We start from the raw sequence: 15076 nt of genomic DNA, 5'->3' as shown, positions 1-15076 counted from the left end.
CGAACCCCGTCCACCAGGAGATAAAGCGATGAAGCTTCGTGCCCCCGTCCTCGCCGCCGGCCTGTGCGCCGCCGGCCTCACCCTCGCGGCGTGCAGCGCCGTCGACACCGGCACCGGGTCCTCCGGCGGGTCCGACGACAGCTCGGGCTCGTCCGCCGCCTCGAGCGAGATCCCCCGCCCCGACTCGTGCGACGACGACACCCCCTACGTCGCGGTCGCGCTGCCGAACCTCACCAACCCCTACTACGTCGCCATGAAGCAGGGCTTCGAGGACGCGGGCGAGGCCAACGGCTTCGACGTCGAGGTGCAGATCGCCGACGACGACGACGCCAACCAGCTCGCCCAGGTCCAGGCGATGCTGCAGAAGCAGCCGTGCGCCCTGGCGCTCAACGCGGTGAAGTCGGAGCCCGGCGCCGCGATCGTCAAGGCCGCGAACGACGCGGGCGTCCCGGTGTTCACGGTGAACGTCGGCATCGACCCCGACGCCCTCGAGTCGCAGGGCGCGAGCATCGTGCAGTACCTCGGCGCGGACAACGTCGCCGGCGGCCAGCAGACCGCCGAGCAGGTGCTCGCCGACCTGGGCGCCGACGCCGAGCTGACCATCGGGTTCGTCACCGAGCCGGACGAGACGCCCACGCAGATGCGCGACCAGGGCTTCGAGGACGAGATCGCGTCGAACCCGAACGCCGAGGTCGTCGCCCGCGTGGACGGCAACGTCAAGCCCGACGACAGCCTGCGCGCCACCACGGAGATGCTGTCCGGCAACCCGGGCATCAACGTCATCTTCGCCTCCACCGGGCCGGCCGCGTACGGCGCGCTCCAGGCGCTCAGCGCGGGCAGCGACGTGAAGGTCTACGGGTTCTGCGCCGCCGAGGTCACGCTCACCGAGCAGTACCCGGCGTGCGTCGCCCAGGAGCCGAACGTGTACGGCACCGAGGTCGTCGAGCAGATCCGCGCGTGGGCCGACGGCGCCACCCCGGAGCCCGAGATCCTCAAGCCGCTGAAGCTGTTCACGGTCGGCGAGACCCCCGGACCGGGCGAGGTCGGCTGACATGACGACGTCGACCGGGACGCCGGCTGGGCTGAGCGTCCGAGGGATCACCAAGACGTACTCGGGTGTGTCGGTGCTGCACGGCGTCTCGGTCGACGTCCGGCCGGGCGACGTCGTCGGGCTGGTCGGCCACAACGGGGCCGGCAAGTCGACGCTGCTGCGCACCATCTCCGGGGCCACCACCCCCGACGGCGGGCGCATCGTGGTGGACGGCCGCCCCGCGGCGGTCGACTCGCCCGCGGACGCCATCGCCGCCGGCATCGCGACCGTCTACCAGGAGCTGGCGCTGCTGCCGAACCTCACGGTGGCGCAGAACGTCTTCCTCGGGCAGGAACGGTCCCGCGGGGGGCTGCTGCGCCGGGAGGAGATGCGCGCGGCGGCCCGCGAGCTCGTCGCGTCGTTCGGGATCGAGGTGGACGTCGACCGCAAGCTCGGCGACTACCCCGTCGCCACCCGGCAGATGCTCGAGATCGCGGTCGCCACCCACCGCGACGCCCGCTACCTGCTGCTGGACGAGCCGACCACCAGCCTCGAGGGCGGGCAGGTCGAGCGGCTGCTCGACGTCGTCCGCTCGCTGGCCGCCGACCGCGGGCTGGGCATCGTGTTCGTCGACCACAAGCTCGACGAGCTGTACGCGGTGTGCAACCGCGTCGTGGCGCTCGTCGACGGGCGGGTCCGCATCGACGCGCACGTCGACGAGGTCGGCCGGCAGGACGTCGTCGCGGCGATCGCCGGGGACGAGGCCGCGGAGCACGCCGCTCCCCGGCCCTCCCCCGCCGGCGCCCCGGCGCCCTCCGGCGCTCCCACCCCCGCCCCCGCCCCCGCCGGCGCCGCACCCGCGCGCGCCGTCCCCGACACCCGGGCGTGGTTCCCTGACGCCACGCCCAGGCCCCTCCTGGAGGTCCGCGGCCTGCGCGCCCCCGGCGTCGCCGGCGTGACCCTCACCGCCGAGCCGGGCCGCGTGCTCGGCCTGTACGGGCTCGTCGGCGCCGGGCGGACGGAGCTGCTGCGCGCGCTCGTCGGCCTGGCCCCGGTGTCCGGCGGCGCGATCACCCTCGACGGCCGCCCGTACCGCCCGGGCAACCCCGCGCACGCCCAGCGGGAGGGCGTGGTCTACGTGACCGAGGAGCGCAAGAGCGACGGCATCGTGCCGGGCCTCGACTCCCCGATGAACGTCGCGCTGCCCGTCCTGCGCCGCTACCGCCGCGCCGGCCTGCTCGACACCCGCCGCATGCTGCGCGAGGCGGACGACCTACTGGGCAGCCTGCGGGTGCGCGGGGACCGCCACGGACCCGTCGTCAGCCTGTCCGGCGGCAACCAGCAGAAGGTGCTGCTGGCCCGCGCGATCGCCCAGCGGCCCCGCGTCCTGCTGCTCGACGAGCCCACCAAGGGCGTCGACCTGGGCGTGAAGGCCGAGATCCACCGGATCGTCCGCTCGCTCGCGCACGACGCCGGGCTGACGGTGCTGCTCGTGTCCTCCGAGGAGGACGAGGTGTGCGAGGTCGCCGACGACATCGTCGTCGTCTCGCACGGCCGCAGCACCGGCGACCGGGTCCCCGCCGAGCACCGCACGCCGCAGGCCCTGCGGCACGCCGCCTGGGACGCCGCGTGACCCGCGCCCGCCCCGACCGCCCCACACCCCCGGAGGACAGCACGATGACCACAGCCGCCGACAGCCTCGAGACCGCCCGCGCGATCGTGCGGCGCGAGGGCCGGGGCGTGGCCGACGTCGCCGACCAGCTCGACGCGACGTTCGTGACGGCGGTCGAGATGATCGGCCGGGTCACGGGCAAGGTCTTCGTCACCGGTTCCGGGACGTCGGGGGCCGTCGCGCGCCGCATGGCGCACCTGCTGTCGGTGTGCGGCACGCCGTCGCTGTTCCTGCCGGGGATGGACGCCCTGCACGGCACGATGGGTGCCGTGGTGCGCGGCGACCTCCTCATCACCATCTCGCGCGGCGGCGAGTCCGACGAGCTCAACGACCTGTCCCGGCGCGTCCAGCAGCGCGACGTCCCCGTCATCGCGCTCACCGCCGTGCCCGGGTCGTCGCTCGGGCGGCTCGCGGACCTGACGGTGGTCGTCGACCCCGGGCCGGAGGTCGACCCCGGCGGCGTCATCGCGATGGGGTCCACGCTGGCGACCGCCGTCTGGGGCGACGCCCTCGCCGCGGTGCTCATGCAGCAGCGGGGCTACGGCTGGGAGCAGGTGCTGTCCACGCACCCGGCCGGCGCCGTCGGCCGGCTCGAGACCCTGCCCCCGGCGCTGCCCGTGCTCGGGTCCCCCGCGGCGACCGGCGCCGCGCCGGCCCCGGAGGCCGTGCAGCCGTGACGGGCGTCGTCGCCGGCGTCGACTCCTCGACGCAGTCCTGCACCGTCGAGCTGCGCGACGCGGACGACGGCCGCCTGCTGGGCACGGGACGCAGCCCGCACCCGCCGACGTCGCCGCCGGTCAGCGAGCAGCACCCGGACGCGTGGTGGCGGGCGCTGGAGCAGGCGCTCGCCGCCGCGCTCGCCGCGGCCGGGCTCGCCGCGCGGGACGTGGACGCCGTGTCCGTCGCGGCGCAGTGCCACGGCCTCGTCATGCTCGACGCCGCCGGGCGCGTGCTGCGCCCGGCGAAGCTCTGGAACGACACGACGTCCAGCCCGCAGGCCGCGGCGCTCGTGCGCGAGCTCGGCGCGGCCGGCTGGGCCGACGCCGTCGGGTCGGTGCCGACCGCCGCGTTCACGATCACCAAGCTCGCGTGGGTCGCCGAGCACGAGCCACAGCACCTGGACGCGCTGCGCACCGTGCTGCTGCCCCACGACTACCTCACCCACCGGCTGACCGGCCGGGCCGTCACCGACCGGTCCGAGGCCTCGGGCACCGGCTACTACGCCGCGCACACCGGCCGGTACCTCGTCGACCACCTGCGGCGCTGGGTCCGCGACGACCTGCCGTGGCCGGAGCTGCTCCCGGAGGTGCTCGCGCCGTCGGAGCCCGCCGGCACGGCGAGCACCCCGGACGCCCGCCGGCTCGGCCTGCGACCCGACGTCGTGGTCGGCGCGGGTGCGGGCGACCAGCACGCCGGCGCGCTCGGTACCGGCCTCGCCCCGCACCAGGTGCTGTACAGCCTCGGCACGTCCGGGGTCGTGATGACGACCTCGCCCACCCCGGTGCACGACCCGTCCGCGTGGGTGGACGGCGTGGCCGACGCCGCGGGCGGGTGGCTGCCGCTGGTCTGCACCCTCAACTGCACCAAGGTCACCGACACGATGGCGCGGCTGCTGGGCGTCGACCACGCGGGGCTCGCCGCCCTCGCGCTGGCGGCGCCCGCCCGCGCGGACCGGCCGCTGCTGGCCGCGTTCCTGGACGGCGAGCGCAGCCCCGACCGCCCCGCCGCCCGCGGGCTGCTCGCCGGGCTGCGCACGGACACCACGCGCGAGGAGCTCGCGCTCGCGGCGGTCGAGGGCGTCGTCCTGGGGCTCGTCCGCGGGCACGAGGCGATCCGCGCGGCCGGCGCCACCGCCGACGGCCCGGTCGTCGTGGCCGGCGGCGGCGCCCGGTCGGCCGCGTACCGGCAGGTGCTCGCCGACACGCTCGGCACGCCGGTCGAGACCCGCGCGGTCGACGAGGCCACCGCCCGCGGCGCCGCCGTCCAGGCCGCCGCGGTGCTGGCGGGGGCGGACGTGCGGGACGTGCGGGACGCGTGGGCGCCCGCGACCACCGGCGTCGTCGAGCCTCGCCGCGCCCCGGACCCGGAGGTGGCGCGCCGCTACCGGGCGCTGGCCGACACCCGCCAGCCGGACGAGCCGCAGCCCGGACGCACGTCGCCCGCCGGGTCCCCGAACGAGGAGTGAGCATGCTGCTGTACCTGGACGCCGCGGACACCACCGCCCTGGAGCCGCTGCTGGCCACGGGCCTGTTCCGGGGCGTCACGACCAACCCGCTCATCCTGCAGCGCGGCGGCGTCCGGCTGCCCGCCGTGCCGGACCTGGTGGGCTGGCTGCTCGCCCACGGCAGCCGCGAGGTGTTCGTGCAGACCACCGCGCACGACGTCGACGCCGTGGTCCGCGAGGGCCACGACCTGCGCGCGCTGTCCGACCGCCTCGTGGTGAAGGTGCCCGCCACGGCGGAGGGCCTGGCGGCCACGCGGCGGCTCGCGGACGACGGGGTGCCCGTGCTCGTCACGGCCGTCTACCACCCGCGGCAGGCCGTGCTCGCGGCCGCCGCCGGCGCCCGGTGGATCGCCCCCTACCTCGGCCGCATGACCGAGTCCGGCCGCGACGGCCACGCGCTGGTGGCGCAGATGGTCCGGGTGCTGGCGGGCACCGGAACGGGCACCCTCGTGGCCAGCGTCCGCACGCCCGACGACGTCGTCACGCTCGCCGAGGCGGGGGCGGACGCCGTCACGCTGGCGCCGGACGTCGCGCGCGGGCTGTTCGCGGAGCCGCTCACGGACGCGGCCGTCGCGCAGTTCGACGCCGCGGCCGCCGCGCTCGCCTGACACCGGCCGGCGGCGCGCCCGGAGCGGTCCGGGAGCGCCGCCGGGGCGCGTCCGCCGCCGAGTGTCGCCGGGCGGCGCCGGGTGTCGCCCTCAGCCCTCCCCGAACACCGCCGCGAGCCCGTCCCAGGCGGACGCCCGCGCGTACACCGGCACGACGTCCCGCGGCACCTCCCGGGTGACGACCACGCCGTCCCCGTGCGGCTCGCCCGCGACGCGCTCCCCGGTCCACACGTCGACCCACTCGCCCGCCGGCAGGTAGGTCTCCCAGGTGGTGGCGCCGGGCTCCGTGACGGGGTGCACCAGCAGGTCGTCGCCCAGCAGGAACTGCCCGGGACGCTCCCACACGGCCGGGTCGTGCGGGTGGTCGACGAACAGCCCCCGCATGAGCGGTGCGCCGGTCGCGATGGCCGCCCGGGCGCCCTGGGCCAGGTACGGCACCAGCCGCTCGCGCAGCACGGCGTAGCGCCGGAACACGTCGACCACGGTGGGGTCGTCGTTCACCTCGGCCACGAACCACGGCGTGCGGTCGCGCAGCGGGAGCCGGTGGTGGTTGAACTCCGAGTGGTACTGCATGACGGGGCAGAACGTCGCCGCAGCGACCGCCCGGACGTACAGCTCCGCGTCGGGCACCGGCCCGGAGAACCCGGCGAGGTCCCACCCCCAGTAGACGATGCCGGACGCCGACGCGGTGATGCCGGCGGTCATCGACCAGCGGAACGCCTCCCACGTGGAGTTCTCGTCGCCGGCCCAGTGCAGGCCGTGCGCCTGCGAGCCGGTGAACCCGGCGCGGGAGAACGTCACCGGCGCCTTGCCGGCGGACCGCAGCAGGTCGCCGAACGCGCGGGCGTAGTGCACGGGGTTGAGGTTGTTGCCCTCGTCGCCGCGCCGGCCGTCGGCGTACCGCAGGTCGTCGCCCCACGCGTGCTCGCCGCCGTCGGTCTTGAAGCCGTCGACGTCGTAGTCCTCGACCAGGTAGCGCCGACGCTCGGTCCACCAGGCCCGGCCCTCAGGCGTGGACAGGTCGGCCATCAGCGCCTGCGGGAACCACCAGCCGCGGTTGTGGTACGGCGTGCCGTCGGCCTCCCGCACCGCGTGCCCGGCGGCCACCATCGCGCGGCCGTCCGCGAGCACCTGCGCGTCGTGCGGGACGTCCGGGCCCAGGTCGTGCTCCGTCTTGAGCAGCGGGATCTGCCAGAGGACGACCTTGATGCCGCGGGCGTGCAGCTCCTCGACCATGGCCCGCGGGTCCGGCCAGGCGCCGTCCGGCGGGTACGTGAAGTCGGCCGCGCGGTGCGGCGCGCCGTCCGGGTGCACGGCGTAGCGGGCGTCGCGGAAGATCGTGATGCCCTCCTCGTCCGACCACGCCTCGATGACGACGACGCCGACGGGGATGTCGAGGTCGCGGTGGGCGTCCATGCGGTCCATGACGATCGCCTGGGTGTTCCACTCGTTGCCGGACGCCCACAGCCGCAGCACCCAGTCCGGGAGCTCCTCGGCGCGGCCGACCTCGTCGCCGAACGCCCGCAGCACCGCGGCCGGCGTGCCCTCGTAGACCGCGACGTCGAGCGCCGCATCCGCCCCGACCAGGGCCTCGACCACCAGCTCGTCCGGCGTGGACGCGCCGACGTCGAACCACGTGCGGCGGGACGTGCGGACGTGGAACCCCCAGCCGTCGCCGCCCACGACGTGGGCGAACGGCATGGGCAGGTACGTGCGGCCGGTCGCGCCCTGCGACTTGTACTGCTCGAACACCACGGCGTCGAGCCGGCGGCCGCGCTGGTCGACGGCGTCGAACCGCTCGCCGAACCCGACGACGTGCTCGGACGGGGCGAGCCGGAACGCGAACCGGACCCGGCGCGCGCCGTCGAGGTCGCGCCACACCCGCACGGAGCCGGGGACGACGCGCGGGTGGTCGGCGGCGGGGACGCCGCCGACCGTCACGGGGGCGTCCGGGGCCTCGGCCCACGCGCCCGCGGAGACCGCGGACCAGGGCGTCGCGACGGCGCCGTCCGCGGGGTCGCCGGCGCCCGTCACGACGAACCGGTACCGGTACCGCACGCCTGCCGCGAGCGCCGGGGCGGTCACGTGCCAGGCGCCGTCGGCGGCGAGCTGGCCCGCCTGCGCCGCGGCGAGGTGCCCGTCCCCGCCGGCCAGGGCCGCGGCGTCGGCGGGCGAGACGGACCCGGGCTCGCACGGCAGCACGGTGACCTCGTCGCCCGCGGCCCACTCGCAGACCACGGACGCGGCCGCGGGCAGGCCGGTGGCGACGACGCCGAGCGCGGGCCGGTCGCCGACGCCGGGGTGCACCGGGAGGCGCTGGTCGGCGGACGCGGCGTACGGGTGGCCGATGCCGGCGGGCCGGTGGGTGAGCACGGGCCGCGCGGGAGCCGCCGCCTCCGTGCGGGTGGCGGCGCGGTCGTCGGTCGAGGTCATCGGGAAGCCTCCGGGGCGTCGTCGGTGCCGGACTGGCCGGGCCGGGCAAGCAGGCCCAGCTCGTCGGCGAGGATCAGGTACATGCCGTGCGACCACAGCAGCGGCTGGGCGACGGTCCCCCAGCGGTCCACCCACTCGTCGCGGGAGCCGGGGTGCAGCAGGTGGTCGGGCACCTGCTCGGGCATCTCGCCCGTCGCCGGGTCGGCGTGCGCCGCGATCCAGCGCAGGTGCGCCCACGCGGCGTCGGTGCGACCGGCCGCGGCGTGGTTCCAGCCGAGCAGGGCGGACAGCAGCAGCCACTGACCGCCGCCGTAGAACACGTCCGCGCGGAACCGGTGCACCCCGCCGTCGACGTCGAGGTCCCGGGAGACGGCGTCCAGCGTCGCCTCCGCGACGGGCGAGCCGACGGGCACCAGGCCGAACGGCACGACGCAGGACGCGAGCGAGGCGTCCACGGCGTCCGAGCCGCACCACTTGGCGAGGTGCGGGGCGTCCGGGTCGGCGGCCCGCCCGGACGTGACGCCGGCGGTCGCGACCAGGGCGGCGGCGGCCTCGGCGACCTCCCGGGCGCGGGCGGCCGTCGCGGCGGGCAGCAGCGGCGCGCCGTCGGCGCCGGTCGCCCCCGCCGCGGCGAGCAGGCCGGCGCGGACGGCGGCGAGCGTCGAGGGGTGCCGCTGCTCGACGTGCTCCTCCCACCAGTCGTAGCAGGGCCGGTCCCACGTGGCGCACAGGTAGTCGACGGCCACCGCCACGGCCTCGCGGTACGGCTCGAGGGGCCGGTCGTGCCGGGCGGCGTGCGAGGCGAGCTGCCACAGCCACATGCCGTACCCGTCGGTCTGGAAGTCCCACCACGGGTCCTGGCCGTCGGAGCCGTCCAGCCGGAACCGCGTCGGCAGCAGGTCGGTCAGCGGCACGTCCTCGCCGGCGTCGCGGCGGGCGAGCACGTCCGCGACCTGCGCGCGGCGGCTGGTCAGCACCCCCGCGGCCCAGGCGTGGAACCGGTCGACGCCGGCCACGTCGCCGTACCGGGACATGCCCTCGGCCGTGAACGAGCCGTCCCGCAGCCACGCGTAGCCGCGGTAGGCGCTGAACGTGGGCGACGCCGGGTAGGCGCCGCCGGCGTCCTGGTGACGGGCGATCACCTCGGCGGAGGTGCGGACGAGCGCGCGCAGGCGCTCCGTCGACGGAGTGGACGGCGGGGCGGTGAGGGTCATGGAACGGTCCCGGGGGTGGTGCGGATCGAGAGGGTGCGGGGCCCGCCCGCCGCGCGCCGGCAGGGCGGCGGGCGGCGGGCGGGCGGCGCGTCAGCCGAGCAGCGCGTCGACGCGCGAGGCGGCGTCGGCCAGCGCCTGCTCGACGGTCTTGCGGCCGGCGGCGGCGTTGGAGAGCTCCTCGTTCACCGCGTCCTGCATCTCCTGCTGCGACGCGATCACCGGCGGCAGCGCGACGGTGTCGAGCGCGTCGAGGACGGCCTGGCGGTTGGCCGGCGGGGTCTGCTCCAGGTACGGGGCGAGCGCGTCGGCGTCGTCCACCGGCGGCAGCTCCCACGAGGACGCGACGCGGGTGTCGACCGCGGTGGAGGACGCCGTGAGGAACTGCGCGAAGTCCTGTGCGGCCTCCTTGACCTCCGACGAGGCGGCGACGGCGACGCCGTTGGTGAACAGCGCGGAGGCGTGCGTGGTCTCCCCCGGCTCGACGACGATGTCCCAGTCCAGCCCGTCGACCTCCGCGAGGCCGCCGAACATCCAGATGCCCGAGTGCCACATCGCGAGCTTGCCGGCCTTGAACAGGTCGGTGTCGAAGTCCGGCGTCCCCGCGCCGTCCGCCTCCGTCGGCATGACGGTGCCGGGCTTGGAGACGAGCCACTGCGCCGCGCGCAGGCCCTCCGGGCTGTCGAACGCCGTCGCGGAGCCGTCCTCGGTGAAGAACTCCCCGCCCGCCTGGGCCAGCGCCTTGTAGAACTCGTGGAACGACACCGGCTGGTAGTCGCCCCACACCCCGGCGCCCGCGTCGGTGAGCGCGGTGGCCGCCGCCTGCTCGTCCTCCCACGTCCAGTCGGCGGTCGGGTAGTCCAGGCCGGCGGCGTCGAACAGGCCCTTGTTGTAGAACAGCACGACGTTCGAGTACGACGACGGCAGGCCGTACTGCGTGCCGTCGAGCTGGAACGACTCGAGCAGGCTGCCCTGGTAGGGCGCGGTGTCGACGTCCTCGAGCGGCGCGAGGCTGCCCGCCTCGGCGTACGACACGAAGTTCTCGTAGTTGAGGTCGACGACGTCCGCGACGGTCTGCCCGGCGAACGCGGTCTGCAGCTTCGTGAAGTAGTCCGCGTACGGGAGGGTCTCGACCTGGACGTCGACGTCCGGGTGCTCCTCCTCGTAGGCGGCGACGATCGCGTCGAGGTCCTCCTCGTGGCCGTCGTTCGACGTGAAGTTCATGTAGCGGACGACCGTCTGCCCGTCGGTCGCGGCGCCGCCCGAGGTGGCGGAGCCCTGTGCGCACCCGGCCATCACCACCGCCCCGGCGAGGGCGAGCGGGACGAGCGCGACCTTGCGCCCGGAGATGCTGGAGGCCATGGGAGCCTCTCCTTCCAGTGTGGGTGTGGGTGGTGCTTACTTGAGGCCGGTGTGTGCCATGCCGGCGATGATGTGGCGCTGGGCCACGAGGTAGACCAGGGCGATCGGCAGGATCGAGACCACGGACCCGGCCATGACGACGTCCCACTGGGTGGTGAACTGCCCCTGGAGCGTCGCCAGCCCGAGGGGCAGCGTCATGAGCTCCGGGGAGCGGATGACGACCAGCGGCCAGAGGAACGAGTTCCACGAGCCCATGAACGCGAACACCGCGAGCGTCGCGAGGGCCGGCCGCACCAGCGGGAGGACGACCGTGCCGAAGATCCGCAGGTGCCCGGCGCCGTCCAGCGTCGCGGCCTCGTCGAGCTCCCGCGGCACGCCCTCGACGGCCTGCCGCAGCAGGAAGATGCCGAACGCCGACGCGATCGTCGGGGCGAGCAGCGCGAAGTACGTGTCGTTGAGCCGCAGCCGCGTCATCTGGATGAACAGCGGGACGACGAGCACCTGCAGCGGGATCATCAGCGTCGCGAGGTAGGCGGCGAACACCACCGGCTTGGCCCGGAACTCCATCCGGCCGAACGCGTACGCCGCCATCGACGCGGTGACGAGCTGCAGGACGGTCGAGATGATCGCGACGAGGAACGAGTTCGCGACGATCCGCCAGATCGGCAGGGACTCCCCGAGCGTGCGGTACGCGTCGAGCGTCGGGTCGTCGACCACCAGCGACGGGCCGCCGGACAGCGAGCCGCTCGGGGTGATCGACGTGACGACGGTCCACAGGAACGGGAACAGCATCACGCCGGCGCCGACGGCGACGGTCAGGTACAGGCCGGCGCGGCCGAGCGCGTGGCGGGCGCCGCGGCGCGGTCGGCGGGCGGGTGCGGGACCGGCGGCGGGCGCCGCGGGGGCGGCCGGCGCGGCGGGGGCGAGCGTGTCAGGCATGGGTCACCCACTTCCGCTGGCCGCGCATCTGCACGGCGGTGACGAGGAGGATCAGGACGAAGAGGATCCAGGAGAGCGCGGACGCCTCCCCGGCCCGGCCGTACCGGAACGTCAGGTCGTAGATCTGCCCGACCACGACCTGGCTGGCGCCGGACGGCCCGCCGCCGGTCATGACGAACACCTGGTCGAACACCTGGAACCCGTTGATGAGCGAGATGACGACCACGAAGAACGTCGACGGGGACAGCAGCGGGAACGTGATCCGCCAGAACCGCTGCCACGCGTTCGCGCCGTCGACCCGCGCGGCCTCCAGCACGTCGCCGGGGATCGCCTGGAGCCCCGCCAGCAGGATGACCATGACGAAGCCGAGGTCCTTCCACGCGGACGCGAGCACCACCGAGGGCATCGCCCACTGCGGGTCGGTCCACCACCCCGGCGGCGCGAGCTCGGTGCCGAGCACGCCGTTCACCGCGTCGAGCACGGGCGCCAGGAGCTGGTTCACCAGGCCGTTAGACGGGTTCAGCAGCCACTGCCAGACCAGCGCGACGACGACCCACGACGTCACGACGGGCAGGAAGTACGCGGCCCGGAAGAACGCCCGGCCACGCATCGCCCGGTTGAGCAGCACCGCCAGCCCGAGACCGCCGGCGTAGACCAGCGGCAGGTACCCGACGATGTAGCCGAGCGTGTGGCCCAGCACCTTCCACGTCGTCGGCGACGTCAGCAGCGCCGTGTAGTTGCCGAGGCCCACCCACTCCATCGGGGAGATGAGGTTCCAGGAGTGCAGGCTCACCCACAGCGACGACACCATCGGCGCGAGCGTGAACACCGCGAGCGGCACGGCGCTGGGCAGCAGGAAGAACAGCACCCACGCGCGGTTCCGCCACCGGCGGGTACGGGCGGTGCGGCCGTCGGAGGACCGCACGGGGCGGGTGGCGCCGGCGGGCCGGGTCACCTCGCGGGCGGCGGCCGCGGGGCTGCTGGTGGTCGTCACGACGTCGCCTCCTGCAGCCGCGCCAGCACGAGCCGGCCCTGGTCGCCGGACGCCCCGGCCACGTCGAAGGGCGTCGCGAGCACGAGGGTCGCGGCGCCGAGCGCCCACTTGTCCTCCGCCCACGGCTCCACCACGAACGGCAGCGAGCGCCGCGACGGCAGCAGGTGCGCCCGGAACACCGGGTCGAACCCGCGTTCCCAGTGCCGCCACGCGCGGATGCCCTCGCCGAGCAGCACGACGACCTCCGGGTCGATCACGTGGACGACACCGGCCAGCGTGCGGGCGAGCAGGGCGCCGGCCTCCCGGTAGATCTCCTGCGCGACCGCGTCGCCCGCGTCGGCGGCGGCGACCAGCGCGGCGACGCCGGCCCCCGGCGCGACCGCGCCGCGCTCGACCGCCCGGGCCAGCAGCGCGGCGTCGCCGATGACGGCCTCCAGGCAGGCGCGGTTGCCGCACTCGCACACCGGCCCGTCCTCGGCGACCGGCACGTGGCCGATCTCGCCGGCACCGCCGCCGGCCCCGCGGCAGATGCCGCCGTCGACCACCAGCCCGCAGCCGATGCCGCGCCCGATCGTCAGGACCAGGAACGTCCGGTGGCCGCGGCCGGTGCCGTACAGCCGCTCGGCGACCGCGAGCGTGTTGACGTCGTTCTCGACCAGCACCGGGACGCCGAGCGCGTGCCGCAGGGCCGCGCCGACGGGCACCGCCGTCCAGCCGAGGGTCGGGGCGGTGACGACGCCGGAGTCCTGGGCGTCCACCGACCCGGGCAGCCCGATCCCGACGCCCAGCACGGGGCCGTCCTCCGCCGCGACGGCGTCGCGCAGCACGTGCCCCAGCGCATCGAGGGCGTCGGGACGGGACGGGTCGAACGGGTAGGTGGCCTGGCCGCGGACCTCGCCGTCGAAGCCGACGGAGACGACCGCGACGTGGTCGTTGGTGACCTTCGCGCCGATCGCCCGGGCCTGCGCGCCGCTGAGGCCCAGCAGCCGGGCCGGGCGTCCGCCCTGGCTCGGGGCCGTGTCGAGCTCCACGACCATGCCGCGCTCGACGAGCTCGCGGGTCACCTGGGTGATGGTCGCCGGGCTGACGCCGAGCAGCCGCGCGATCTCCGCACGGCCCAGCGGGCCCCGCGTGCCCAGCAGGGCGAGCGTTGCCGCCGGGACCTGTTCCCCCCGCGCCGTGACGGACACGCGAACTCCTTCGTTCATGACTACCTTTAGTCACAAATTAAGCCCACGACCGGGGACGGGTCAAGCGCCCCGGCGCGACCACCTCCGTTCCCGTTGCCGACGCGCTGCCGGCTTGCTTCACTGGTCCCCCTCGGAGGGGAGTACCCCCCGCGCAGCGTCGTCAGCACGGCACCCACGGGGGTGACCCGGCGCAGCGGGCCCCGCAGCGGGTCGGCGAGACCTCCGGTCACGAGACCGGAGGTGTGCCATGGACGTCCCGTTCGGGGTCTGGGTGGCGGTGCTCGCCGTCATCCTCGCGATGCTCGCCGTCGACCTCGTCGCCCACCGGCGCGCGCACGTGATCGGCGTCCGCGAGGCCGCCACGTGGTCGGCGGTCTGGGTGGCGCTCGGCATCGGCTTCGGCGCCGTCGTCTGGTGGGCGTACGGCGCGGAGGCCGGCCAGCAGTACTACGCCGGCTACCTGATCGAGAAGTCGCTCGCCGTCGACAACGTCTTCGTCTGGGCCGTCGTGCTCGGGTACTTCGCCGTGCCGCGCGAGCTCCAGCACCGCGTGCTGTTCCTCGGCGTGCTCGGCGCCCTGGTGCTGCGCGGCGGGTTCATCGCGGCGGGTGCCGTCCTCGTCGAGCGGTTCTCCTGGGTGCTCTACGTGTTCGCGGCGTTCCTCGTCCTCACCGGCGTCCGCATGCTCCGCGAGCGCGACAGCCACGTGGACCCGGCCTCGTCACGGACGCTCCGGCTGTTCCGCCGCTGGGTGCCCATGACCGACGCGTACTACGGGCAGCGGTTCCTGGTGCGCCGCGACGGCGTCCTGCTCGCCACGCCGCTGCTCGCCGTCCTCGTGCTCGTCGAGGTCACCGACGTGGTGTTCGCTGTCGACTCCATCCCGGCCATCTTCGCCGTCACCCAGGAGCCGTTCCTGGTGTTCACGGCCAACGCGTTCGCGATCCTCGGGCTGCGGGCCATGTACTTCCTGCTCGCCGACCTCATGCACCGGTTCGTGCACCTCAGGACGGGTCTGGCGCTGGTGCTCGTGTGGGTCGGGATCAAGATGCTGCTCAAGGTCGACGTGCTGGACGTGCCGACGACGGTGTCGCTCGCCGTGATCGTCACCATCCTGACCGTGGCGGTGGTCGCGAGCCTGCGGGCCACCCGCGGGCAGGGCCGCCGCGCCGTGCCCCCGCCGGCGGACCCGCCGTTCCGGTCCGCGACGCCCGCCGAGCTCGCCGCCGCCGGCCCGGTGCTGCGGCGGCACCGGCCCCGCGGCGGGGGTGGCTCGGGTGACCGGGGCCGGGGCCGGGGTCCGAGCCGCGGTCGGGGACGGGTCGACGCGGGCGACCGGGGCGGGTCCGGCCCGGACGGCCTGGGCGGGGGCTGACCGGGGGCGGCCCGGGCGGGGGGCCGGGGCGGCGGGCC

General features: G+C 75.6%; 12 protein-coding genes. 6 read left to right on the top strand and 6 right to left on the bottom strand.

The features are described 5' to 3' along the window. Window positions 1-28: 28 nt before the first annotated feature. The 5 genes from K5O09_RS03080 to K5O09_RS03060 are packed head-to-tail and all read left to right on the top strand — an operon-like array spanning window position 29 to window position 5534. Window positions 29-1051, top strand: a complete 1023-nt coding sequence (locus K5O09_RS03080; RefSeq protein ID WP_222171403.1) for a substrate-binding domain-containing protein — start codon at window positions 29-31, stop codon at window positions 1049-1051. 1 nt (window position 1052) lies between these two features. Continuing rightward, complete coding sequence (locus tag K5O09_RS03075) at window positions 1053-2663, top strand: sugar ABC transporter ATP-binding protein (RefSeq protein ID WP_222171402.1); 1611 nt, start codon at window positions 1053-1055, stop codon at window positions 2661-2663. Between the two features lie 44 nt (window positions 2664-2707). Next, on the top strand, window positions 2708-3379 hold the full coding sequence (locus K5O09_RS03070) for an SIS domain-containing protein (RefSeq protein WP_222171401.1): 672 nt from the start codon (window positions 2708-2710) through the stop codon (window positions 3377-3379). Next, window positions 3376-4887: a xylulokinase gene (gene xylB, locus K5O09_RS03065; protein ID WP_222171400.1), complete on the top strand. Its 1512-nt coding sequence runs from the start codon at window positions 3376-3378 to the stop codon at window positions 4885-4887. The genes K5O09_RS03070 and xylB overlap by 4 nt, the downstream gene beginning before the upstream one ends. A 2-nt stretch (window positions 4888-4889) precedes the next feature. After that, window positions 4890-5534 carry a transaldolase family protein gene (locus K5O09_RS03060; RefSeq protein ID WP_222171399.1) on the top strand — a complete coding sequence of 215 codons (645 nt, stop codon included), beginning with the start codon at window positions 4890-4892 and terminating at the stop codon, window positions 5532-5534. A 90-nt stretch (window positions 5535-5624) separates the two neighbouring features. On the opposite strand, the gene K5O09_RS03055 is transcribed toward K5O09_RS03060, so the two are convergent. From K5O09_RS03055 to K5O09_RS03030, 6 genes are all read right to left on the bottom strand, one after another. Continuing rightward, the gene (locus K5O09_RS03055; protein WP_222171398.1) at window positions 5625-7967 is read right to left on the bottom strand and encodes a TIM-barrel domain-containing protein; all 2343 of its coding nucleotides are present in this window, start codon (window positions 7965-7967) and stop codon (window positions 5625-5627) included. Then, window positions 7964-9181: a glycoside hydrolase family 15 protein gene (locus K5O09_RS03050; protein WP_222171397.1), complete on the bottom strand. Its 1218-nt coding sequence runs from the start codon at window positions 9179-9181 to the stop codon at window positions 7964-7966. The genes K5O09_RS03055 and K5O09_RS03050 overlap by 4 nt, the downstream gene beginning before the upstream one ends. A 90-nt stretch (window positions 9182-9271) precedes the next feature. Then, the gene (locus K5O09_RS03045) at window positions 9272-10540 is read right to left on the bottom strand and encodes a sugar ABC transporter substrate-binding protein (RefSeq protein ID WP_222171396.1); all 1269 of its coding nucleotides are present in this window, start codon (window positions 10538-10540) and stop codon (window positions 9272-9274) included. Window positions 10541-10576: 36 nt separating this feature from the next. Further along, entirely contained in the window at window positions 10577-11479 is a 903-nt protein-coding gene (locus tag K5O09_RS03040) for a carbohydrate ABC transporter permease (protein WP_222171395.1), read from the bottom strand. Next, window positions 11472-12473 (bottom strand): carbohydrate ABC transporter permease, encoded by a 1002-nt coding sequence (locus tag K5O09_RS03035; protein ID WP_222171394.1) that lies wholly within the window; start codon window positions 12471-12473, stop codon window positions 11472-11474. Before K5O09_RS03035 ends, K5O09_RS03040 begins: the two co-directional genes overlap by 8 nt. Next, window positions 12470-13663 (bottom strand): ROK family transcriptional regulator, encoded by a 1194-nt coding sequence (locus K5O09_RS03030; protein WP_222171393.1) that lies wholly within the window; start codon window positions 13661-13663, stop codon window positions 12470-12472. The genes K5O09_RS03035 and K5O09_RS03030 overlap by 4 nt, the downstream gene beginning before the upstream one ends. Window positions 13664-13910: 247 nt before the next feature. Between K5O09_RS03030 and K5O09_RS03025 the strand changes: the two genes are divergently transcribed. Then, on the top strand, window positions 13911-15038 hold the full coding sequence (locus tag K5O09_RS03025) for a TerC family protein (protein ID WP_222171392.1): 1128 nt from the start codon (window positions 13911-13913) through the stop codon (window positions 15036-15038). Window positions 15039-15076 lie beyond the last annotated feature (38 nt).

Origin of the sequence: Cellulomonas sp. C5510 (genome assembly GCF_019797765.1) — a bacterium.
Lineage (GTDB): Bacteria > Actinomycetota > Actinomycetes > Actinomycetales > Cellulomonadaceae > Cellulomonas.
The sequence above is the reverse complement of the archived record's forward strand: the minus strand, read 5'-3'. Positions and strand labels throughout refer to the sequence as shown.

Bases quoted from the DNA above. Each gene is read 5' to 3' on its own strand.
- K5O09_RS03070 (WP_222171401.1), top strand. From the start codon at position 2,708: ATGACCACAGCCGCCGACAGCCTCGAGACCGCCCGCGCGATCGTGCGG.
- K5O09_RS03075 (WP_222171402.1), top strand. From the start codon at position 1,053: ATGACGACGTCGACCGGGACGCCGGCTGGGCTGAGCGTCCGAGGGATC.
- K5O09_RS03025 (WP_222171392.1), top strand. From the start codon at position 13,911: ATGGACGTCCCGTTCGGGGTCTGGGTGGCGGTGCTCGCCGTCATCCTC.
- K5O09_RS03050 (WP_222171397.1), bottom strand. From the start codon at position 9,181: ATGACCCTCACCGCCCCGCCGTCCACTCCGTCGACGGAGCGCCTGCGC.
- K5O09_RS03040 (WP_222171395.1), bottom strand. From the start codon at position 11,479: ATGCCTGACACGCTCGCCCCCGCCGCGCCGGCCGCCCCCGCGGCGCCC.
- K5O09_RS03080 (WP_222171403.1), top strand. From the start codon at position 29: ATGAAGCTTCGTGCCCCCGTCCTCGCCGCCGGCCTGTGCGCCGCCGGC.
- K5O09_RS03045 (WP_222171396.1), bottom strand. From the start codon at position 10,540: ATGGCCTCCAGCATCTCCGGGCGCAAGGTCGCGCTCGTCCCGCTCGCC.
- K5O09_RS03055 (WP_222171398.1), bottom strand. From the start codon at position 7,967: ATGACCTCGACCGACGACCGCGCCGCCACCCGCACGGAGGCGGCGGCT.
- K5O09_RS03060 (WP_222171399.1), top strand. From the start codon at position 4,890: ATGCTGCTGTACCTGGACGCCGCGGACACCACCGCCCTGGAGCCGCTG.